The sequence below is a fragment of the Streptococcus mitis genome (assembly GCF_005844455.1).
Classification (GTDB): Bacteria; Bacillota; Bacilli; order Lactobacillales; family Streptococcaceae; genus Streptococcus; species Streptococcus mitis_BF.
This window is the reverse complement of sequence record NZ_SPGF01000013.1, coordinates 20,482-42,494: the sequence shown is the minus strand read 5'-3', so window position 1 is coordinate 42,494 and position 22,013 is coordinate 20,482. Positions and strand designations below refer to the sequence as shown.

Sequence of the window (22,013 nt, the reverse complement as noted above, 5' to 3'; positions counted from 1 at the left end):
ATGTTGAACCCGTTTTTGGTAGATTGAAGAGTGTTTTTGGCGTGCGAAGAGTGCATGTCAGAGGTAAACAAGCTGTCTCAACAGAAATAGGATTCATCTTTATGAGCATGAATCTCACCAAGTTGGCCAAGAATCTAGCCTCTAAAACATCAACTATTCAAAAACCACACAGTGTTTCTTTCAGCTTGATTATATTCAAGACTGGAATCACTGTGTGGTTTTATTTAGAAGCTAGTTTTTGCCCAACCTCATCTTTTTTTACATTTGTACAATCTTGCGATAACTTCTTGAAGTAACCATGAAAATCAGCACATAGGCGATGAGGAAGATAGCGCAGATAGACAAGGTCACGATTAACATCATAGTCGTATCTATTACACCAATCACTTTTAGAATCAGGCTAAGCATATGGTAGGCAAAGGCGAGATGTATGAAGGCAAAGAGCAAAGGAAGGAAGAAAACAGTTAAAACCTGTTTGTTGATGGTTTGCTTGATTTGCTTTTGATCTAAACCGACTTTCTGCAAGATAATAAAGCGTTCACGGTCTTCATAGCCTTCAGAAATTTGTTTGTAGTAGATGACCAGAACAGTTCCTACCATAAAGATAATGGATAGGAAAATACCGATAAAGAAGACACCACCAAAGAGGGCACTCATCTGAGAACTAGCGTCTGCTAGAGTGCTACCATAAACATAGCTACCTTCCGTGTTTAATTGAGCATTAAATTGATCGAGGTATTTATCATACTCGTCAGCGACCTTGAGTTGTTCTTCTTCGCTGGCATTTACATTTATACCACCGTAAAACTGATTATAGATAGCCGAATCTGGGAATTGATCCAAAAAGGCTTGTAAATTAGGTACAACAAGGTAATTGTAATCAGCAGTCAAAATATTAAACTGATTTGGAACATGGTTTACAATGAAATCATTATTAAATTCTTCTTTGACAGAAAATTGATGATCATTTAGAGTTAGAGCTTTCTGTCCTTTAACTCCCTCATTCTTTGCAAAGAGTCCGACCTCATTTCCTGATAGAGACAGTTTTTGACCAGTCATATTTTCATAATCTTTTTGGTCAAATACCATGAAAACTGTTTTTGGTTGGACACGGTTTTGTCCTTTTTCAAAAATAGTTAACTTGGTTCCTTCTTGATTCGCAACAGCAAAGTAAGTGTAACGAAGCACTTCTTTCTCTTTAATCTTATAACCTTTGTCACTTGCAAACTGGCTCAAGAGTTTGTCCAAGTCATCTTTTTCAACATTTTGCCCTGAAACCCCAAAATCATGAGGATTTAGAACTTTTTTAAAGGATTCTGAGGAATTGAAAATGCTTGTCGCTGCTGACATGGTTACTAAAACCATTGTTGACAAGATAGCGATGGTGGCTAGTCCAACCGCATTTTTCTTCATACGGAAAATCAAGTTGGAAACAGAGATGAGGTTATTAGGTTGGTAATAGTATTTCTTGTTTTTCTTTAAGATTTGTAGGAAAACGGTAATCCCTGCATTGAACAAAAGATAAGTACCAAAGATAACCAACAAAACAGCTAGGAAGAAGGTTGTTAAGGCTGTAAGAGGATCTTTTACCGTAAGGGCAAGATAATAGCCAATCCCTAAACTAATCGAACCAAGAATAGTTTGGAGAGGTAAGAAGCGACCTTTTTTCTCACCGCTAGCTTTCTCACGTGAGAGCTGGAGGGCATTCATACGGGCGATTCGAAGGGCATTCAGGAACATGAGGCCTAGGAAAATCAAACCGAAGACAACAAGTACTGCTATGACAACATTCATCTGAAAGGTAGCGACCAGCTCAACCTTCAATTTCATCAGTTTGAGTAAGAAAGCGAAAATCAACTTGTCAAACAAGGCTCCAATACCGATACCTGCTCCAACAGTTAGAATTCCAAATAGCACCAACTCCTTAAAGGTCATACTAATCAGATGGCGCTTCTCCAAGCCCAACATGCCATAAATCCCCAGTTCCTTGGAACGGTTTTTCATGACAAAACTATTGGCATAGAGGACGATAATGGCTGACGCAAGGGTGACGACAAACATACCAAATCCAAGAGTAGCTTGAATGGTTGTCCCTCCACGTATTTCAGAAATTTTGGGATTGAAGGTTAGAGAGTAAAAGAGATAGGTGACGGTGACTGCCAAGAGAACAGCCAGCGCAAAAGGATAGTAGAGTTTGCAGTTTTTAATCAAGTTCGATACCGCTAACTTATTGGTTAATCGAAACATACTAATTCACCTCGCTTGCCATGACAGTCAAGGTATCAGAGATTTCTTGGAACATCTGACGCTCTGTCTTCTCTCCACGGTAGATTTGATTGTAAAGAATGCCGTCCTTGATAAAGAGCACACGCTTGGCCCTGCTGGCTGCAGCAGTTGAGTGAGTTACCATGAGAATGGTTTGGCCACGCTCATTGATTTCATCAAATACATCAAGTAAGGCTGCAGATGATTTGGAATCAAGAGCTCCTGTCGGTTCGTCTGCAAGAAGAATTTCAGGTTCTGTAATGATAGCGCGTGCTACTGCTACACGCTGTTTTTGCCCACCTGAAATTTCATATGGGTACTTCTCTTGCAATTGGTTGATGCCTAGATTCTCAGCAGTCACCACCAATTTATTCATCATCTCCGTAATGGGTCTTCTTGACAAGACAAGCGGAAGCAAGATATTGTCCTTAACAGACAAGGTATCTAGCAAGTTAAAGTCTTGGAATACGAAGCCCAACTTTTCACGACGGAAGCTAGAAGCTTGTGAATTTTTAATGGTTGCTGTGTCAGTTCCATTCAGGTAAACCTGACCACGTGTTGGTTTATCCAGCATAGCTAGGATATTGAGAAGAGTGGATTTACCAGAACCAGACTCACCCATGATGGCAACATAGTCACCCTTTTCTACGGTAAAGTGAATGTCCTTGAGGGCTTCTACTTGGTTGCCCTGAAAACGAGTTTTATAAATTTTTTGAACGTGTTTTACATCTAAAAGTGTCATGAGAATCTCCTTTCTTAATATCCCATCAAATGAAATGTTGCTTGCATCATAGCGCATCCCAGCTGAACGCGCTCGATTTCTTTGTGGCTTGGTTTTCTTGTTTTCTTATGTAAGATTTGTTTCATGATGTTACTCCTTTGTTCTTTATGAGTCTAGTTTACATCAAAAAAAGACCGCTTGCCATAACCTAACCTTACAAAAGAGACTTTAATCTTACATTTTTGTAAGATTGGGGGAAATGTAAGCAGATTTAATCTAGAGAAGTACACTGTAGCTTCTAAAATATTGTTAGAAATTGGTTTGAATTTCCCAATCAATTATTGAGTTTTTATTTCATTTCACTATGCAATAAATCACTTGACTTTTTACTATAAAAATTATATAATGTAATTATGAAAGGGCTTACTTTAGAAAGGGGAAAAAATCGGAAACTATAATTTGAGTAAGCTTATTTTAACTATCACTTTATTACCAAAATATTTCGACTAAAAATTTATTTTAGCTCTTTTCCAGAAAGTGTGGATATTATGAAAAAAATCTTGATTACTTTTTTTGCTATCCTTTCACTATTTTTCTATTCATCTGTTTTTGCAGATGATACTAATACAATAGTGAGCGAAACTATGACAGCTCAACAACTTGTGAATCAATACGCGACTGATTATGATATCACATTGGAACAAGCATCAGATTTACTTGGTATAAATTTATACGAACGCTCTTCACAGACATATAGAACAATTTCTACTCAAATAACTGTTACAAACTCCTATAAACCATCTATTTCTTTCTACTGCGAAACAAGCGAATATGGAACTTATCATGGTATTATAAGAATATTAAGAACAGAAATAAATAGAAATTATAATGGAATGTCAAAACAGTTTTCTGGTTCATTGTATGTCAATTTAGAACAGGCTGATAGAATATTCTATATAATTAATGGAGATTTCTTTGATAACGGTACTACAACTTTAAGCGGAGGACTGAATATTGGAATAGGAGAAAGCGCTAGCGTAAATTTGGGAGGTTCCTACGTTGATAATCACTATAAATATGTATATCATGAAGGGAGAGTTCATTTTTAATGAAACACAAAGAACATATACTCATCGGACTTCTCTATCTCCTCTCTCCATTCATCGGTCAGCTCTTAGTTGAAAAAACATACTTTATCGGTACAAGAATTACAGCTACTGCTTATGCTATTTGCTGGCTATCAGTTGTTATCAGCATCCATCATTTTTCAAAAAACGTATTGTCTCAGCAAGAAAAATCAGATTAGAAATCTAAGTTCAAAATATTATTTTTAATTTGTATATAAAGCTGGAAAAATCTTATTAAAAGTAAAAAAGCTTTAAATCAAGCAGTTTAGACTATTGATTTAAAGCTTTTTGCTTATTCCAAATCTTCTGTAGAACCTCACCAAAACCAACCTTCATTATCGTCAATTGCTTGGGCTTCTTTGCGTTTGCGTGGTCCTGTTCCGTACATTTCTGCTTCGATTTCTTCCTTAGTCGGCATGACAGAAGCTAGGATGATATAGATAATCACGCCAAGACCAAAGTTTGCGACTGTAAAAATGGCAAACAAGAAACGAACAAGGGTAACATCAAAGTTCCACTTGTCTGACAAACCTGCCAGAACTCCTGAAATCATGCGATTTCGTCTCATTTTATAAAATTTACTATTCATGATATTTCCTCTTTCTACTAGGTTAGACATAGTATATCACGGGTAGGCTCGACTTTCATCAGTCCTCAGGCTGATTTATCAGTAGCAATTTACCTCGACAAACTCCACAGCGATAGCGTTTGGTATCAATCCTACGCTTGCGCTGATAAGTTTGTTGGCAGGATTGGCAACGATAGAGCTTGATTGGCTTGGAGTTGCTATTGGGCAAGGTCGGCACAAAGCGTAATCCATCCACTGCTTTCAAAAGTTCCTTAAAATCCCGATCCTTGTGTTGATAGCCCTTCCCTTGAAAATAGAGGTGATAATGACAGAGTTCATGGCGGACAATTTTCCTAAAAACATCCAAACCCAGTTCCTGATACACCTTGGGGTTGAAATCCAAATGCCCATCCTTAGGGAAAAATCGCCCACCTGTCGAACGTAGACGAGAATTCCACTGGGCTTGATGGATAAAAGGTCTTCCGAAGTCTTCTAGTGAAACCTGATTGACGTAATCAGTCAGTTTCATTTGGAGCAAGGAGCGACAGATTGACTTTTTCCCGTTCAGTATCAATTTTCTTAACCCAAACCGTTACCAAATCTCCGACGGACACCACTTGGCTAGGATGTTTGATAAATTTGCGACTCATATGGGAAATGTGAATCAAACCGTCCTCATGAATTCCGATATCAACAAAAGCACCGAAGTCAACGACATTACGCACTACTCCTTCTAACTTCTGCCCAACCACTAAGTCTTTAATATCTAGTACATCTTGGCGAAGCACAGGTGCATCAAAGGAATCACGGAAATCTCGACCTGGTTTGAGAAGGTCTGAAATGATATCTTTAAGAGTTTCGGGACCAAGGTCTAGCTCTTGCGCCATTTCCTTAACTGAAAGCGACTTGAGTTTGCTTTGGGCCTCTTCATTCAAGTCTTTGATATCCAAGCGTTTGAAAAGTTTCTTGACAGCAGCGTAATTTTCTGGGTGAACCCCTGTATTATCAAGGATATTGCTACTTTCTGGGATACGGAGGAAACCAGCGGCCTGTTCAAAAGCCTTGGCTCCCAGACGAGGAACCTTCTTGATTTGAGCGCGTGAAGTGATTTTTCCTTCTTCCTCACGGTATTTGACAATATTTTCAGAAATGGTTTTATTAAGTCCAGCAACATGGGAAAGGAGGGCTGGGCTGGCTGTATTGATATTGACACCGACTTGGTTGACCACGGTATCCACGACAAAGTCCAGACTTTCAGACAGTTTCTTCTGACTGACATCGTGCTGGTATTGACCGACACCAATTGACTTAGGATCAATTTTGACCAATTCGGCAAGAGGATCTTGCAAACGACGGGCGATAGAGATAGCAGAGCGTTTTTCAACGGTTAATTCTGGAAACTCCTGACGAGCAAGTTCACTAGCAGAATAGACCGAAGCACCACTTTCATTGACGATAACATAGCTGACTTCTGGAAAATCCTTCAGAACTTCTGCCACGAAGGCTTCACTTTCACGACTGGCCGTTCCATTCCCGATGGCAATGATTTCCACGCCGTATTGTCCAATCAAGTCTGACAAATCTTTCTTGGCTTCTTCGATTTGACGAGCAGATGCTGGTTTGACAGGATAGATGACTTGGGTTGTCAACATTTTCCCTGTCGCATCAACGACAGCCAGCTTGGCACCTGTACGAAAGGCGGGGTCAAATCCAAGAACCACGCGCCCTTTCAGCGGAGCAACCAAGAGGAGATTGCGCAAATTGTAAGAAAAGAGTTGAATAGCTCCTTCTTCCGCTTTCTCAGTTAATTCTGTCCGAATGCGACGCTCAATAGCTGGCAAGACTTTTTTCTTAACAGATTGCTGAACAACTTCATCAATATAGGCATTTTTTACCTTGAAACGGGCAGCAAAGAAAGCTAGAATACGGTCCGTCGCATGTTCAAAACCGACCTTCAAGATACCAAGTTTCTCCCCACGATTGAGCGCCAAGGTACGATAGCCTTGCATATTTCCAACTGTTTCAGAAAAATCATAGTAAATCTGAAAAACCTGCTTTTCATCCAGATTTTCATCTTTAACTTGGGAAGTGAGTTTAGAGTGTCTCAGCACCTCCTGATAAGTCATAGCACGCAAATTGACATCTTCCGATAAGGCTTCGACCAAGATATCAACCGCGCCAGCCAAAGCTTCCTTCCCAGTCGCAAATCCTTCACAGATGAACTTTTCAGCTTCTTTCTCTAAGTCAGTTACATTCTGCAAAATCAAGCGAGCAAGTGGGAAGAGTCCGGCTTCACGGGCAATGGTTGCCTTGGTCCGACGCTTTTCCTTGTAAGGAAGATAGAGTTCTTCAACGTCTGCTAATTTTTCGGCAGCTAAGATAGCTTCTTCCAACTCCTTGGTCAACTTGCCTTGTTCTTGAATCTTAGCCAAGACAGCTTCCTTACGGTCGTTGAGATTTGTCAGACTTTTATCCAAGTCGATAATGGCCTTAATTGCAACCTCGTCCAAACTACCAGTCATGTCCTTGCGATAACGCGCGATAAAGGGGATTGTCGCCCCTTCAGCTGTCAAACTTAGAACGGTATCAATTTGCTTTAACGTCACTCCCAAATCCTGGGAGATTTTTTCATATTTTTTATCCATAAATCTATTATACCACAAGCTAAACGTTTCAAATTAGCTCTTACAGTATTTAAAAACAATATGTGGGGAATAGTTTTATATTCTATAGTGCAATAACTTGTACTTAGAGAGCATTGCTTCCTTTTTTAACCACCCCATGACATCAAAAGTATTTAATGGATCTGGCATAATAGCCAGTTCTGGGAGATGTTCCTGACCTGGAATAACACATTGACTTTTTAAATTTTTATCGAAATAAAAAAGGCGAAATAAAAAAACCGCAAGTCTGAGCCTGCGGTGGGTGTAATCTATTTTGAAATTTTAAATAAAAAAGGAGCATTTAAGCCCCTCCTTTGAAATAACGGACACTTGGCTGGTCGGTGTACCCAGCATCTCAGATACCTTTTTCCAGGTGCGGCAGGAACCTTTCTGCCCTCAAATGCCTTTCGTTAATGTTATTCTAACACTATCTACTTTTTTTGTCAAGCTTTCTCAATCTACCAGACTTAATACGACTTTGTAACTTGAAATCTTGCAAGCGATACATGGTCGGAACATAAAAGAAATCGCCACTCTTATGTAACTTGATGGCAACAAGAACATTATCATCAAATCTTTTAACATATTCAAAACTAGCATCTTTCTCTCGTGGATTGACCCCAACGAAATCTGGATTACTTAGTATAAGTTCCAGATCTTCGATATGATGAATCACATCATTATGATGCCGTTTCAACATATGGCTTCTTAAACCTTCTTTGTTAACCTTGATATCACTAGCTTCAAGAACAATATTAAAAATTTCTTTTACTTCGTCGGTCACCTGACTGATCTTTTCATGTTCCATCATTTCCTCCGTTATTCCACAACTATTATATCACAATCATAGTGTATATTAGGATATATCAAGCTCTATTATTCGTTAGATACTCAATTTTAACTTTTCCCTTTTCCTCAAAATAATAGTATAATAGAGGTAGAATTTAGAATCGAGGTATCCCTATGGCTATAAAATTTACAAAACGAGACGACTTGGACAAGATGTTTGAAGAGTTTGCTAAACTCCCTGATTTGAAGCAAGTCACTTTCCCTGATGACAAAGAGAAAAAAGCCAAAGCAGAAAAGAAAAACTAGATGACTGCTTTCCAACAACTCCCATCTAGTGTGCTTCAGACTGGAGCCATTTTTCTCTCCATTATCATTGAAGCTCTCCCCTTCGTGCTGATAGGAAGCATTGTATCAGGGCTGATTGAGGTTTATATCACACCTGACAAAGTTTATCATTTTCTCCCTCGAAATCGATGGGGGAGAATCTTTTTTGGCACCTTCGTTGGGATACTTTTTCCCTCTTGTGAATGTGGAATCGTCCCCATTATTAATCGTTTTCTGGAAAAGAAGGTTCCCAGTTACACGGCTGTTCCCTTTCTTGTGACAGCACCTGTTATCAATCCCATTGTTCTTTTTGCAACCTATTCTGCCTTTGGCAATTCCTTTCACATCGCCCTGTTACGAGCTCTGGGGTCCATCGTTGTGGCTGTAATTCTAGGGATTTTTTTAGGATTTTTCTGGCAAGAACCGATTCAAAAAGAAAATCGTTTTGCCTGTCATGAGCACGATTTTTCGCACTTAAGCCCAGCAAAAAAGGTTTTTCAGGTCTTTGTGCAAGCAATTGATGAATTTTTTGATACGGGACGTTACTTGGTATTTGGCTGTCTCTTTGCCTCTATAATACAGGTCTACGTTCCGACACGTATTTTGACTTCTATCAGTGCGACCCCTCTTTTTGCCATCCTGCTCTTGATGCTTTTGGCCTTTCTTCTTTCACTTTGTAGTGAGGCGGATGCCTTTATCGGCGCTTCTCTTCTCTCGAGTTTCGGTTTGGCACCAGTTCTGGCCTTTCTTATTATTGGCCCAATGCTGGATATTAAAAATATTCTCATGATGAAAAATTACTTGAAAGCACGATTCATCAGTCACTTCATTACGATTGTAACTCTGGTCGTTTTAGTCTATTCTCTCTTGATTGGAGTCATACTATGATTCGATTTTTAGTTTTAGCTGGCTATTTTGAACTGACCATTTATCTCCATCTGTCGGGCAAATTAAACCAGTACATCAACATGCACTATTCCTATCTGGCCTATATTTCCATGGTGCTTTCCTTTATATTGGCAGTCGTTCAATTGTATATCTGGATGAAGCAAGTCAAAACCCACAGTCATCTGAACAGTCGATTGGCCAAGGTGACGAGTCTTGCTCTTCTGACCATTCCACTTGTCGTCGGTTTAACTTTTCCAACTGTTAGCTTGGATTCTCAGACCGTTTCTGCCAAAGGCTATCATTTCCCCCTATCAGAAGGCACGGATCAAGCCATTCAGACAAGTGAAGGGACGACAAGCCAATATTTGAAACCAGATACCAGTTCTTATTTTTCAAAATCAGCTTATGAAAAGGAAATGCGAACTGCGGCGGATAAATACTTGTCCCAAGATAGTATTCAGATCACTAATGAAAACTATATGGAAGTCATGGAGGCTATCTACGACTATCCAGATGAGTTTGAGGGTAAGACAGTCCAGTTCACAGGCTTTGTCTATAACGACCCCAGTCATGCCAATAGTCAATTTCTATTCCGCTTTGGTATTATTCACTGTATCGCAGATTCGGGTGTGTATGGATTGCTGACCAAGGGAAATACCCGACAGTATGAAAATAACACCTGGATTACAGCCAAAGGAAAACTGGTCAATCACTACCATAAAGAACTCAAACAAAATCTCCCAACCTTAGAAATCGACAGCTTTACCAAGGTTGATAAACCAGAAAATCCCTATGTGTATCGAGTGTTTTAAAAAGCAAACCAAGTTCATAAAAAACTCTAAGCAGGCAGAGCCTGCTAACTCATGACAGAAAAAGAAGTTTAGCTTATAATGAAGATGAACAATACCAATCCGTGGTGTTTAATAGGGCTTTTCCTAGCCTGTTAAAAAAACTGGATGAACAAGAGTCATGAGATAACTCGAATATGCCTTGAGCATGAAAATATCTTACTAGTAGCCTCTTGTTCTATTGTTCAAATAGTTAACAGGAGGTTTTTATAGTAGATTGAGTCTAGAATAGTACGTTATGGCTGTTAAAATATTTCTAGAAATTAATTTGACTTTCCTAATCGATTTGTTCACATCTTGTTTCAATCTACTATATAATGGAAGTCATGATTGAAACGTGTTGTGGTATTGATGTCCACCAAAAATCCATTGTTTGTTGTATTCTAGATGGTCCACTAGATACCAATAAGCCAAAGAAAATTCAGAAGAAATTTGGGACAACTACTGTAGCTCTTCACAATGCCTTAGATTGGTTGGTGGAAAACCATGTCATACATGTCTTTTTTGAAAGTACTGGGCAATATTGGCTCCCTCTCTTTAATATCTTTTCAGATTCTAATCTCGTCTTGGTACTTGCCAATCCTCAACATATCAAGAATGTGCCTGGTCGAAAAACAGATATGAAAGATGCCGAATGGATTGCTCAACTCGGACGTTGCGGACTAATTGAACCTTCCTATATTCCAGCACCTGAAGTGGTACAGCTTCGTTTACTGACACGTCGCATGCGTTCTTACAAGCAGCGTCAAACTCAAGTCAAAAATGAAATTCACAATCTCTTACAACGGGCCAATATCAAGCTAACAAGTTATCTTTCTGATATTTTTTCTAAGACAGGGCGATCACTTTTAAAATTATTTATTAACGGAGAAACCATTAATGTAGAATCTGTTATCCCTTGTATCCAAAAGCGAGTGAAAGCAAGTCCAGAAGAACTTGTTGAAGCGATGGAAGGAAAGTTGTCACTAGAAGACCGCTTCCTCTTAGACCAGAGCTTAGAGGAATATCAGATGTATCAGGAACTCATTGAAAAATTGACCGATGAGATTCAACGCTACATCGAAAAGGAGTTTCCCTGAGGAAAATAGGATACTTCAAACCATTCCTGGTGTGAATGAAAACTGTGCTGCCACTATTCTAGCTGAGATTGGACCAACTGTTACAGCTTTTCCATCCGATGCACACTTAGCATCATGGGCTGGACTCTGTCCAGGGTCTTATGAAAGTGCTGGCATTAAAAAATCCTCACACATTACGCAAGGAAATCGCTATATCAAACAGTCTCTGACCATGTCGGGATTAATTGTAGCACATTCTAAGGATCCAGCTTTTTCTTCTTTTTACAATCGAATTTCCCAAAGAGGAAGCAAGATGAAGGCGATTATTGCTTGTGCTCATAAGATTCTCAGAATCATTTATAAACTACTCTCCACCAAGCAGACTTATCAAAAAGAAAAGGCGCTAGGACTGAGGAAACAGTTCTAACGTCCAAACTAAAAAAATTTCAATTACAGTATAGCACAGGAAGTGATTTTTTGCGCTTTTTTACTGTTTTTTTTCAAATAAAAACACCTCAAAAGTTAGATTTTCTGGCTCTATAATATTTGTAGTGGGTAAATACCCTATGGATATTATGGAGCCTATTTTGTTAGACTCCCTGCGAAATCCGACGGATTAAGTTGCTTTCGTGAATGCCAAAATCAGCCGCAATTTGTTCATAAGTACGGTATTCTCGCATGTATTGAAGAGTAGCCATGAGGAGATCTTCTAAGCTTAACTTAGGGGTTCGTCCACCTTTTGCGTGTTTATGTTGATAAGCTGTTTTTAACACAGCTAACATCTCTTCAAAAGTAGTGCGCTGAACACCAGCAAGGCGCTTAAATCGTACATCAGTTAATTGTTTGCTTGCTTCATAATTCATAGAATTATTGTACCATATTTTGTTTCGCAGGAAGTCTGTTGTAGAAAAAAGTCCCATAAGACCTATAATGAAAAGTGACCAAACCATCATTAGAAAGAATCATATGGAACAATTACATTTTATCACAAAATTACTAGACATTAAAGGCCCAAATATCCAAATTATGGATGTCATTAATAGGGATACACACAAGGAAATCATCGCTAAACTGGACTACTACGCTCCATCTTGTCCTGAGTGTGGAAGTCAAATGAAGAAATATGACTTCCAAAAACCGTCGAAAATTCCTTACCTTGAAAAAACTGGTATGCCTACTAGAATTCTCCTTAAAAAGCGACGTTTCAAGTGCTATCAGTGCTCGAAAATGATGGTCGCTGAGACTTCTCTCGTCAAGAAGAATCATCAAAGCCCTCGTATGATCAACCAAAAGATTGCTCAGAAGCTGATTGAGAAGGCTTCTATGACCGACATTGCCCGCCAGCTTGCCATTTCAACTTCAACCGTCATTCGAAAGCTCAATGACTTCCGTTTTAAACATGATATTTCTCGTCTTCCCGAGATTATGTCTTGGGATGAGTATGCCTTCACTAAGGGAAAGATGAGTTTCATTGCGCAAGATTTTGACAATCTCAATATCATCACTGTTCTTGAGGGGAGAACACAAGCTATCATCCAAAATCACTTTCTTAAATATGATAGAGCCGTTCGCTGTCAGGTGAAAATCATTACGATGGATATGTTTAGTCCTTACTATGCCTTAGCTAAACAGCTTCGCTTTCGAAATTCTAGGCTCAGGCTGAAACAGTCTCCCAGACTGTTTCACTCCCATGTGCTAAAATCGTTCTAGATTGTTTTCACATTGTTCAACATCTTAGCCGTGCTATGAGTCGTGTCCGTGTTCAAATCATGAATCAATTCGATCGAAAATCCCATGAATACAAGGCCATCAAACGCTACTGGAAGCTTATACAGCAGGATACTCGTAAACTGAGCGATAAGCGATTTTATCGTCCTACTTTTCGTATGCATCTAACCAACAAAGAGATTCTAGACAAGCTTTTGAGCTATTCAGAAGACTTGAGACACCACTATAATATCTATCAGCTCTTGCTTTTTCACTTTCAGAATAAGGAACCAGACAAATTTTTCGGACTCATTAAGGACAAGCTTAAGCTGGTTCATCCTCTTTTTCAGACTGTCTTTAAAACCTTCCTCAAGGATAAAGAGAAAATCGTCAACGCCCTTCAACTACCCTATTCCAACGCAAAATTGGAAGCCACTAATAATCTCATCAAACTTATCAAGCGCAATGCATTTGGTTTTCGGAACTTTGAAAACTTCAAAAAACGAATTTTTATCGCCCTAAATATCAAAAAAGAAAGGACGAAATTTGTCCTTTCTCGATCTTAGCTTTTCTTCAACCCACTACAGTTGACAAAGAGCTGATTTTCTAGCTCTAACTTTTGAGGTGCAGCTCATTTATGTATGATAGTCTTTTGATTATTATTTCACCTATCTTTGTTAAAAGAAAGAATACTTATTATGAATTTGGATCATCGAGACTACGGCCGTGTAACCCTTTTTCACGTTGTACTTGGCGTAGTTTTTCTGGTGTAACATCGTTTCCTTCTTCGTCCACGATTTTAATTCCTTCAATATGGTGACGAACAGCGCGACGGTACCCTTCGATGTACTCCTCACGTAGTTTGGCTTGTTCCACTTTTTCTTCTGGTGTCAAGCCTTCTGCTTTTTTCTTTTTAGCTAGCTCGTTGATACGAGCAATTTTTTTCGGATCCATTTCTTCTCCTTTGTGATAAGATAAAGTCCGTTTATCAAACTTTATTTAGTGTTAATTTGGTTAAAACGAGCAAGTTTGGATGCTTTTTGAGTTAAATGAGACAAGATAGCCAAACGATTTTGACGGACTGCCTCGTCTTCAGCCATAACCATAGTATTCTCAAAGAATGAATCAATGACTGGGCTAAGAGAAAAGAGTTGGTTCAATTGTTGATTTGCAGTACCTGATAAAACAAGTGACTCTACAGCTTCTGCCAAGGCTTTCTCTTCTTCATTTTCAAAGAGAGCTGGATCAACCGTGTCAGATCCTTCTGCTTTCTCAGCCAAATTGAAAGCACGTGAGAGGGATTCGACAGACGATTTAAAATCTTCTTTCTTGCTTGCTTCTACGAGAGCACTTGCTACTTCCAACATCTCTGCCACAACAAAGTTTGAACCTGCAAGAACTGCTTCCTTGATATCTTTTGGAGTAGAGCCCATCATCTTATCAACACGAGCCTTGATAAAGTCCATAACCTCTGCTTTATTTTCATAAGTCAAGCTGTCAAATGTCAAAGCATAAAGGCTATCAATCAGCTCATCCATAGCAATATGCCAACCAAAGGCATCCAAGATACGAACTACACCTTGGGTCGCACGACGAAGGGCATAAGGGTCATTAGAACCTGATGGAATCAAACCTACTGAGAAGAAACTCAAAATCGTATCCAATTTGTCTGCAATAGCTAGAACTGCGCCAACCTTGCTCTCTGGAAGTTCTCCTTCAGCTGATGTAGGCATGTAGTGTTCACGAATAGCAGCTGCCACCACTGGAGTTTCACCAGCAAGAAGGGCATATTTTTCACCCATAATTCCTTGGAGCTCGTCAAATTCACCAACCATACCTGTCAACAAGTCAAACTTGTAAATGGCTGCTGCACGGGCTAAATCAATCGTTTCATCCGCTGACAAACCAGCTTTTTCTGCCAAGAGAATAGCAATCTGGCCTGTACGAATCATGTGTTCACGAAGGGAACCAATTTTCTCATGGAAAGTCACATTGTTTAATTTTTCAACAAGATCTGAAATGACCAATTTTTGGTCTTCACGCCAGAAGAATTCTCCATCTTCCAAGCGAGCTACCAAGACTTTTTCATTTCCTTTGATGACATTTTCCAAATGCTCTGCGTTTCCGTTACGAACAGAAATAAAGTTTGGCAAAAGTTTACCATCTTGATCACGGACAACAAAGTACCGTTGGTGTTCCTTCATCGAAGTCACCAAAACTTCTTCTGGAACGTCAAGGTATTTGGCATCAAAACTTCCCATAAAGGCAGTTGGGTATTCAACCAAGTTCAAGACTTCATTAAGCAAATCAGCATCAATTTCGATACGTACACTGTATTCAGCTTCGATTGCCTTAATTTGGTCAACAATCATTTGCTCACGTTCACGTGGATCCGCGATTACAAACTGCTTACGAAGGTCTTCTTCATAGCTCAATGCTGACTGAATCTTAGTTTCTTGTCCCAAGAAACGATGGCCACGGCTCACACGCCCTCCCTTAATATCAAGGAAATTCAAATCAAACTCTTCTTCATCTAAAAGAACAGTTAAAGTGTGAACAGGACGAATGTATTCAAAGCTATTTCCAGCCCAGTGCATGCTGACAGGGAAAGTCAATGACTTCAAGACATCTACAACACCAGGAACAATGGCTTCAACTGCTTGACCAACTTCTTCCTTAGTGACATAGACATATTCTTCACCCTTAATTTCACGGAATTCGATATCTTCAACAGTCAATCCTTTTCCACGGACAAATCCTTGAGCTGCTTTTGTGAAGTTTCCATCACTATCCAAGGCAATTTTCTTTGCTGGACCCTTGAAATCTTCTGTCAAATCAGCCTGGTTGTCTGATAAGCCAGTCACACGAACAGCCAAACGACGTGGTGTTGAGAAGGTTTGAATGGCTTCAAAAGACAGGCGATTTTCCTTGAGGAAGGCTGCCATTTTTTCGCCTAGTTGTTTTTCACTTGGTGTGACAACATAGGCTGGTAATTCTTCAAGACCGAGTTCTACTAATAAGTTTTTTGTCATGTTTTTCCTCCGAAAAATATCTTTTTATTTTCCAGTTTGCCTTATGTGATTGGCACGCAAGCAACCAACTTCGTTGTTTCATTGCTAAAATTGGAGCCAAAAGTCTCCAATTTTTCCTAGTATCCTTAGCTTCACTAAGGATACCTTCATCACTGTGGCAACTGATTCAGGGCTCACTCTGTTCGCCCATTTTCGTAATTTGTCACTCTCTTTATTCTGCGTCTTCTGCTAAGAGTTTAGCTCGTGTTGCTTCATCCAAAAGTGGGTAACCTAGGCGTTTGCGTTCTGCGACAAAGGTTTTGGCTACGACACGGGCCAAGTTACGGATACGAGCGATATAGCCTGCGCGCTCTGTTACAGATACGGCACCACGCGCATCCAGCAGATTAAAGGTGTGTGAACATTTGAGAACATAGTCATAGGCAGGGTGAACCAAGCCTTTTTCCAGAGCACGACCAGCTTCTTTTTCAAACTTATCAAAGTTTTCCAGCAACATTTCTTGGTCCGAAATTTCAAATGAATATTTTGAATGCTCGTACTCAGGCTGGTTAAAGATTTCTCCGTATTTTACACCATCAGCCCACTCGATATCATAGACAGAGTCTACTTCTTGAATGTAAGAAGCCAAACGCTCCAAACCATAGGTAACTTCCGCAGTCACAGGGCCAGTTGCCAATCCACCAACTTGTTGGAAATAAGTAAACTGAGTGATTTCCATCCCATCAAGCCAAACTTCCCATCCAAGACCAGCTGAACCAGTTGATGGGTTTTCCCAGTTGTCCTCAACGAAACGAATATCATGTTCCAATGGATTGATACCCAATTTTTCCAAAGACTCGAGGTAAAGCTCTTGAATGTTTGATGGAGAAGGCTTCATAACCACTTGGAATTGGTGGTGTTGGTAAAGGCGGTTAGGGTTTTCCCCGTAACGACCATCAGCAGGACGACGGGATGGCTCTACATAAGCCGCATTCCATGGCTCAGGCCCGATAGCACGAAGGAAAGTGTAAGGACTCATTGTCCCCGCACCTTTTTCATTATCATAAGCCTGCATAAGCATACAACCTTGGTCATTCCAAAATTGTTGCAAAGTCAAAATAATTTCTTGAAATGTTAATTTCTTAGACATTGAATACTCCTTAATAAAAAATAATTTCTTGCGACACGAGTCTGCCTCGTCGATTATACGAGGCAAGACGAGTTAGTACTGCGTCTAGCTCAGCACTAGGGTGCTGAGCGTGGGGCAGTCCGACTGTAAGGAGGTCTCTGCCACTGACGCAGTGAAAAGTCAATTTTTTAGACATTATTTACTCCTTTAATTTATGTTATCTTTTTAGATGGATTTATCAAGCAACCAAGAAAAGGCTGGATCCTGAAAAATATGACGTTTGGGAACAGTTTGTAAATTCTGATCGCATTCATCTATTGTACCTAATTTCAAAGCACAGACTTCTGGTATATTTTCTTGAACAGTGAAAATTTGACTATGACAGTTCTGGCAGTAATAACGCTGTTTTCCTGGAGAAGAACTATAAGTAACAAGCCTTTCTTTTCCATGCAATACTAGCTTTTTACTGCTAACTTTGGCATTAACTGTACAGGCAGACGCAGTTGCTTTCCGACAGAATGAGCAATGGCAAAACACTAATTCAGATAATTCCTCATCTAGAGTGTAGGTTGCTGCTTTACATAAACAAGATCCTTTAAGCATTAAGCTCCTTTCTACTTAGGCATTAGACGAAATTCAAAAAGAACCGAATTCCAACACCCAAGCCTTGCGACTAGGGGCGTTTGAAACGCGGTTCCACCCTAATTTATTACTTCATTGTTTTTGAAAATACTACAGAAAGTGCCAGCTCTTTATTTTGTCCTACTTGGCTCCCACTATCCCAAGCTCGCTTGAAGAACGCCATAAGACTTTCTTTCCTGTTGACTATTATATCAAAAATTAGAACAATGTACAATTCTTTTTATGATTTTCTAGAAATCCATATCATCAACTCTTGGAGCACCAGACTGAACAGCAATCGTTTTTAAGGTTTCACGCTCCTCGTGACTCAGCTCAATTCCGAAACAATCAAGATTAGCCTGAATACGAGATGCTGTAACAGATTTCGGAAGTGGTAAAAATCCTTCTGCCAAGCTCCAAGCCAAGGCTATCTGAGCAACAGATTTTCCGTGATTTGCCGCAATTTCTTGCACTTCCTTGCTATCAAATAGTTCTCCCTGACCAAAAGGTCCCCAGCCTTCCAATAAAATTCCTTTTTCTCTACAGTAATCTACGACTTCCTCTTGATAAACACCTGGCGACAAGCGAACTTGATTGACCGCAGGAACAATAGTTGCAGTTTCAAGCAAGGCATCCAAATGATGGGGAAGAAAATTACTAACACCGATAGCACGGATTTTGCCTTCTTGATAGAGGCCCTCCATCGCTCTCCAGACTTCCGCATTTCGGATTTTCCATTGATCATTTTCTCTGAGCGGTTTTGGATTTGGCCAATGAATCAAATACAAATCCAAATATTCCAAACCCAGCTTCTCTAAAGACTCTTCAAAAGCCTGACGAGCTTGCTCATAGGTGTGATTTGTATTCCAGAGTTTACTGGTTACAAAAATTTCCTCACGCGGAACGCCACTATCTTGAATAGCACGACCAACGCTTTCTTCATTTTTATAGATAGCTGCCGTATCGATATGGCGATAGCCTGCCTTTAAAGCCTCTAGGACAGCTTGGTAGGCAATCTCCCCATTTTCAGCTTTCCAGGTTCCAAATCCTAGAACTGGAATTGGAACGTCATTATTTAAAGTATAAGATTTCATTATTTTTCCTTTCTATGAGAAGAAAATCCAAAGAAACAAATTCTCAATGAAAACTTATCTCTTTAGATTTTTTGAATTATTGGTCACGGTCGAAGTAGATCTGGTGAGTTTTAAGACGAGAATCTAACAAATCTGGTACGGTTACAAAGTCATAACCTTGCCCCTTCAAATAGTCAATAACCTTGGGCAAAGCATTTACTGTCTCAGCATGGATATCATGCATGAGAATAATAGAACCATTCTTGACTTCACGCTGAATTTCTGTCAAAATAGCTGCTTCATTTTTACTCTTCCAGTCCAGACTATCCACATCCCACATAATAAAACTCAAATCGAGGCTATTGCGAATATCGTCTGTAACGGCTCCATAAGGCGGACGCATAAGTTTAGAACTAGAGCCCAGCACCTTAGTTAGTGCATCCTCAGTATCAGTAATTTGTTTTTTAGCGTCATCAAGAGAAAGTTTTGATAGCACTGGATGGCTCCAACTATGGTTTCCAATGACATGGCCATCTGCTTTCATACGTTTCAAAACCTCTTCATTGCCAGAAACGTTTTTTCCCAAAACAAAGAAAGTTGCCTTGATACCATACTTAGAAAGAGTATCTAATGCTTGATTTGTCGTTGTAGGATTTGGTCCATCATCAAAAGTCAAGGCTACTACTTTACGATTTTTCTTTTCATAATAAGCCTTATATAGTTCTGCATCCTTATCTAATAAATATGAGGACTGAATAACGTCAAAGAAACTAGATACCGGCAAGGCAATCTCGTCTAGATTTTCAACCGCCTGACTTGGATAAAGAATAATCTGACTATCCTTATAATCAAAATTCCATGCAGACAAGTCTTGGTCAGAGAATCCTTTAACAGTCTGATCAATCTTTTCTTGTTCTAATTTCTTATCCTGTAAGAAAGAAGTCAGTTCTTTTAACAGCTTCTCTTTAGCCTTACTAGCATCTGAAAATAGTTGATCAAGTGTAAAAGGTTTACCATCTTCTGTCAAATGCACTTTCGCTAGACTAGTTTTTTCAGTCTCTTCAACTTTTGACGAAGTTAAATCATAGACTTGTTTCATCACACTTCGGTTGACAATCCCTTTTAAAGTCGAATCCTGTTTCTCCGTATAATAAAAAACCAGATTTTCCTTGTCTTCCAGATTTTCCTTAATATCATGTGTCATGATTTCTTTTACAGACGAAATCACTTGCTCCCCTTGGAGAGGATAATAGGCAATCACTTCGGCTTGTCCCTTACGAAAATGATCTTTCTGATTTCCCTCACTCAATTGATCATCTTTCTCTTTTTTGAGCGATTCAATCTTTTGCTCAAAACTTTGCTTTGTATAGACTTTATAACCAATAATTGATCCAAGGACACAAATACTTACTGAAAAGATAGCAACTAGGGCTATTAAACTCATTCTTATCTTATCGTGATTCTCACGCTTTGTTCTACTTTTATCCATAAGACCATCATATCAAATTCAAGCTATAATTTCAATGATTTGGGAGGGAATAGTATATTAAAAAAGAGGGGGCTTAAAAAATAACCGATCTCATTTCTGAGAATCGGTTTTCTAGTTTATTTAATTAAGAAATATAATTTATTTTACATAATATAAATTATGCAAAAAGCACCTACAGCAACAAATCCTTGACTTTCCCAATTTCACTTTTTGGAATAACTAGGTGAATCATATCACCGAGATACATTCTGGTTGAACCATTAACTGTTTGGCTTTTGCCATTATGGACTTGGGTTGTAATGAGGATGTTATGTGGTAAGTTGAGCTCGTGTACTTGTTTTCCGGCGATTTTGTCAGATACAGGGATTTCAATGAGTGTGACTTCTCCTTCATCTGTCGCTTCTTCTGGCAACATTTTTTCCAACATAGCCTCATAGACTGGTGCACCCTTGAGCAGATCCATGATGATGTAGGCAACCAAGGTGACTAATCCAAGTGGCATGAGGTTGCGAATATCTCCTACCATCTCAGTTACAAGTATCATAGCAGTTAAGGGAGCCTTGGATATTGCTCCAAAATAGCCACTCATTCCCAGAATGACAAATATAGGGAATTGCTCCTGACTGACAAGTCCAAGATTGACACAAATAACACCAACTAGGGCACCGAGTAAGGAACCAAGCGCCAAAATTGGTAGGAAAATTCCTCCTGGAAGACCACTTCCATAACTAATCATGCTCCAAACAAAGCGAATCAAAAAGTAAGCTAATAGAACTTGGAAACTAAAATCTTGCTCAGTTAAGGAAAGAACCAGCTGATTTCCACCTCCAAGAATCTGGGGTAAGAAGATGCCGACTGGTAGGATGAGAATAAAAGCAAGAATTGGATAATATGCTCTATCTAAACGGATTTTTTGACCAATCCAGTCATAAATTCTACCGACATTGAGTACAGCCTTCTCATAGAGAAAACCAGAAAGTCCAAGAAAAACTCCCATAAGGAGGTAAATCCAATACTGATTTAGAGTCATGAGTGGGATATTGTCTGGCATATCCAGTACGGGTGTTAGGCCAAATATGAGCAGAGAAACAAAGTTTGCTACGAGACTGGCCGCTAGAGTTGAGACCCAGAAAAAGCGCGAAAAATGGTGATAGACTTCTTCTACAACAAAGAGAAGTCCTGCAATCGGTGCATTAAATGCAGCGGCTAATCCTGCTGCAGCTCCACTCGCAATCAAGGATCGTTCCTCTACTGGACTGGATTTAAGCCATTTGGCAATTCCTTTACCACCAACCGCTCCGAGTTGAATGCTTGGTCCTTCACGCCCTAGCATAAGGCCACTAGCAATAGCCAAAATTCCTAGAATATATTTTTTCCAAAGTACGCCCCACCAGTTGAGGGTCATCAGTCCCTTTAATTCGGCTTCGACTTGAGGAATTCCTGAGCCTTTGATATCTTTTTCTGATCGAGTTAATTTCGCACTGAGCCAACAAACTATTAAATAAAATAGACCAATGATAAAAAGATTGCGCACTAGGTGCGCTTGATCTTGATAAAGTCCTTGTATCAGGTGGAAGCCTTTTTCGATTAAGAAACGAAAGGATCCGACGATGAGCCCGACAACGAGCCCGACAATGATTCCTCGTCCAACTTGGGATAATATGGTGCTTGAGGCAAAGGCAAATTCTTTCTTGGAACTGAGTGTTTCTGACTGTTCCTTCATAATCATTCC

Annotated in this window: 21 protein-coding genes and 3 pseudogenes; 9 read left to right on the top strand and 15 right to left on the bottom strand. The window is 39.5% G+C overall.

Features of this window, described 5'->3' with window-relative positions; genetic code table 11:
• Nucleotides 1-296, top strand: a 296-nt coding sequence (locus FGQ53_RS04130; RefSeq protein ID WP_138336001.1) for a transposase, incomplete at its 5' end; no start/stop codon positions are given.
• Here the strand turns inward: FGQ53_RS04130 and FGQ53_RS04125 are convergent.
• Together FGQ53_RS04125 and FGQ53_RS04120 are read right to left on the bottom strand one after the other, a co-directional pair.
• Complete coding sequence (locus tag FGQ53_RS04125; protein ID WP_138335999.1) at nt 259-2,247, bottom strand: ABC transporter permease; 1,989 nt, start codon at nt 2,245-2,247, stop codon at nt 259-261. The genes FGQ53_RS04130 and FGQ53_RS04125 overlap by 38 nt on opposite strands.
• Before the next feature lies 1 nt (nt 2,248).
• Nucleotides 2,249-3,007: an ABC transporter ATP-binding protein gene (locus FGQ53_RS04120; protein ID WP_138335997.1), complete on the bottom strand. Its 759-nt coding sequence runs from the start codon at nt 3,005-3,007 to the stop codon at nt 2,249-2,251.
• Between the two features lie 527 nt (nt 3,008-3,534).
• Here FGQ53_RS04120 and FGQ53_RS04115 point away from each other — a divergent pair.
• The gene (locus FGQ53_RS04115; RefSeq protein WP_138335995.1) at nt 3,535-4,095 is read left to right on the top strand and encodes a hypothetical protein; all 561 of its coding nucleotides are present in this window, start codon (nt 3,535-3,537) and stop codon (nt 4,093-4,095) included.
• Nucleotides 4,095-4,292, top strand: coding sequence for a hypothetical protein (locus tag FGQ53_RS04110; RefSeq protein WP_138335993.1), 198 nt, complete (start codon nt 4,095-4,097; stop codon nt 4,290-4,292). Before FGQ53_RS04115 ends, FGQ53_RS04110 begins: the two co-directional genes overlap by 1 nt.
• 137 nt (nt 4,293-4,429) lie before the next feature.
• Here FGQ53_RS04110 and FGQ53_RS04105 read toward each other — a convergent pair whose 3' ends face one another.
• From FGQ53_RS04105 to FGQ53_RS04090, 5 genes and pseudogenes are all read right to left on the bottom strand, one after another.
• Nucleotides 4,430-4,702: a PspC domain-containing protein gene (locus tag FGQ53_RS04105; RefSeq protein ID WP_001085048.1), complete on the bottom strand. Its 273-nt coding sequence runs from the start codon at nt 4,700-4,702 to the stop codon at nt 4,430-4,432.
• Nucleotides 4,703-4,760: 58 nt separating this feature from the next.
• On the bottom strand, nt 4,761-5,210 hold the full coding sequence (locus tag FGQ53_RS04100) for a SprT family protein (protein WP_138335991.1): 450 nt from the start codon (nt 5,208-5,210) through the stop codon (nt 4,761-4,763).
• On the bottom strand, nt 5,197-7,326 hold the full coding sequence (locus FGQ53_RS04095) for a Tex family protein (RefSeq protein WP_138335989.1): 2,130 nt from the start codon (nt 7,324-7,326) through the stop codon (nt 5,197-5,199). Before FGQ53_RS04095 ends, FGQ53_RS04100 begins: the two co-directional genes overlap by 14 nt.
• A 75-nt stretch (nt 7,327-7,401) precedes the next feature.
• A pseudogene (locus tag FGQ53_RS11955) lies at nt 7,402-7,554 on the bottom strand (acetyl transferase); the annotation flags it as partial.
• A gap of 217 nt (nt 7,555-7,771) precedes the next feature.
• Complete coding sequence (locus FGQ53_RS04090; RefSeq protein WP_138335987.1) at nt 7,772-8,152, bottom strand: hypothetical protein; 381 nt, start codon at nt 8,150-8,152, stop codon at nt 7,772-7,774.
• A 155-nt stretch (nt 8,153-8,307) separates the two neighbouring features.
• On the opposite strand from FGQ53_RS04090, the gene FGQ53_RS12130 reads away from it, so the two are divergent.
• The 5 genes from FGQ53_RS12130 to FGQ53_RS04065 all read left to right on the top strand — a co-directional run bounded on the left by FGQ53_RS12130 (nt 8,308) and on the right by FGQ53_RS04065 (nt 11,678).
• Nucleotides 8,308-8,439, top strand: coding sequence for an SPJ_0845 family protein (locus tag FGQ53_RS12130; protein WP_138335985.1), 132 nt, complete (start codon nt 8,308-8,310; stop codon nt 8,437-8,439).
• Nucleotides 8,440-9,345, top strand: a complete 906-nt coding sequence (locus FGQ53_RS04080) for a permease (protein ID WP_138335983.1) — start codon at nt 8,440-8,442, stop codon at nt 9,343-9,345.
• Nucleotides 9,342-10,157 carry a TIGR03943 family putative permease subunit gene (locus tag FGQ53_RS04075; RefSeq protein WP_138335981.1) on the top strand — a complete coding sequence of 272 codons (816 nt, stop codon included), beginning with the start codon at nt 9,342-9,344 and terminating at the stop codon, nt 10,155-10,157. Before FGQ53_RS04080 ends, FGQ53_RS04075 begins: the two co-directional genes overlap by 4 nt.
• 362 nt (nt 10,158-10,519) lie before the next feature.
• Entirely contained in the window at nt 10,520-11,272 is a 753-nt protein-coding gene (locus FGQ53_RS04070; protein ID WP_195450363.1) for an IS110 family transposase, read from the top strand.
• Nucleotides 11,235-11,678 carry a transposase gene (locus FGQ53_RS04065; RefSeq protein WP_138335977.1) on the top strand — a complete coding sequence of 148 codons (444 nt, stop codon included), beginning with the start codon at nt 11,235-11,237 and terminating at the stop codon, nt 11,676-11,678. Before FGQ53_RS04070 ends, FGQ53_RS04065 begins: the two co-directional genes overlap by 38 nt.
• Nucleotides 11,679-11,859: 181 nt before the next feature.
• On the opposite strand, the pseudogene FGQ53_RS04060 reads toward FGQ53_RS04065, so the two are convergent.
• Nucleotides 11,860-12,114: pseudogene (locus tag FGQ53_RS04060) on the bottom strand (helix-turn-helix domain-containing protein); the annotation flags it as partial.
• 103 nt (nt 12,115-12,217) lie between these two features.
• Between FGQ53_RS04060 and FGQ53_RS04055 the strand changes: the two are divergent.
• A pseudogene (locus FGQ53_RS04055) lies at nt 12,218-13,524 on the top strand (ISL3 family transposase).
• 130 nt (nt 13,525-13,654) lie between these two features.
• Here FGQ53_RS04055 and FGQ53_RS04050 read toward each other — a convergent pair.
• The 7 genes from FGQ53_RS04050 to FGQ53_RS04020 form a co-directional block, all read right to left on the bottom strand.
• Nucleotides 13,655-13,912, bottom strand: coding sequence for a DUF896 family protein (locus FGQ53_RS04050; RefSeq protein WP_000371280.1), 258 nt, complete (start codon nt 13,910-13,912; stop codon nt 13,655-13,657).
• Between the two features lie 41 nt (nt 13,913-13,953).
• A complete protein-coding gene (gene glyS, locus FGQ53_RS04045; RefSeq protein ID WP_138335975.1) occupies nt 13,954-15,990 on the bottom strand; it encodes a glycine--tRNA ligase subunit beta in 2,037 nt (678 codons plus the stop codon).
• Between the two features lie 211 nt (nt 15,991-16,201).
• Nucleotides 16,202-17,119 carry a glycine--tRNA ligase subunit alpha gene (gene glyQ / locus FGQ53_RS04040; protein ID WP_138335973.1) on the bottom strand — a complete coding sequence of 306 codons (918 nt, stop codon included), beginning with the start codon at nt 17,117-17,119 and terminating at the stop codon, nt 16,202-16,204.
• Nucleotides 17,120-17,323: 204 nt separating this feature from the next.
• Complete coding sequence (locus FGQ53_RS04035; protein WP_138335971.1) at nt 17,324-17,701, bottom strand: GFA family protein; 378 nt, start codon at nt 17,699-17,701, stop codon at nt 17,324-17,326.
• A gap of 269 nt (nt 17,702-17,970) precedes the next feature.
• On the bottom strand, nt 17,971-18,813 hold the full coding sequence (locus FGQ53_RS04030; protein WP_138335969.1) for an aldo/keto reductase: 843 nt from the start codon (nt 18,811-18,813) through the stop codon (nt 17,971-17,973).
• 76 nt (nt 18,814-18,889) lie between these two features.
• Nucleotides 18,890-20,281, bottom strand: coding sequence for a peptidoglycan-N-acetylglucosamine deacetylase PgdA (gene pgdA, locus FGQ53_RS04025; protein ID WP_138335967.1), 1,392 nt, complete (start codon nt 20,279-20,281; stop codon nt 18,890-18,892).
• 172 nt (nt 20,282-20,453) lie between these two features.
• Nucleotides 20,454-22,004 carry a ClC family H(+)/Cl(-) exchange transporter gene (locus tag FGQ53_RS04020; RefSeq protein ID WP_138335965.1) on the bottom strand — a complete coding sequence of 517 codons (1,551 nt, stop codon included), beginning with the start codon at nt 22,002-22,004 and terminating at the stop codon, nt 20,454-20,456.
• Nucleotides 22,005-22,013 lie beyond the last annotated feature (9 nt).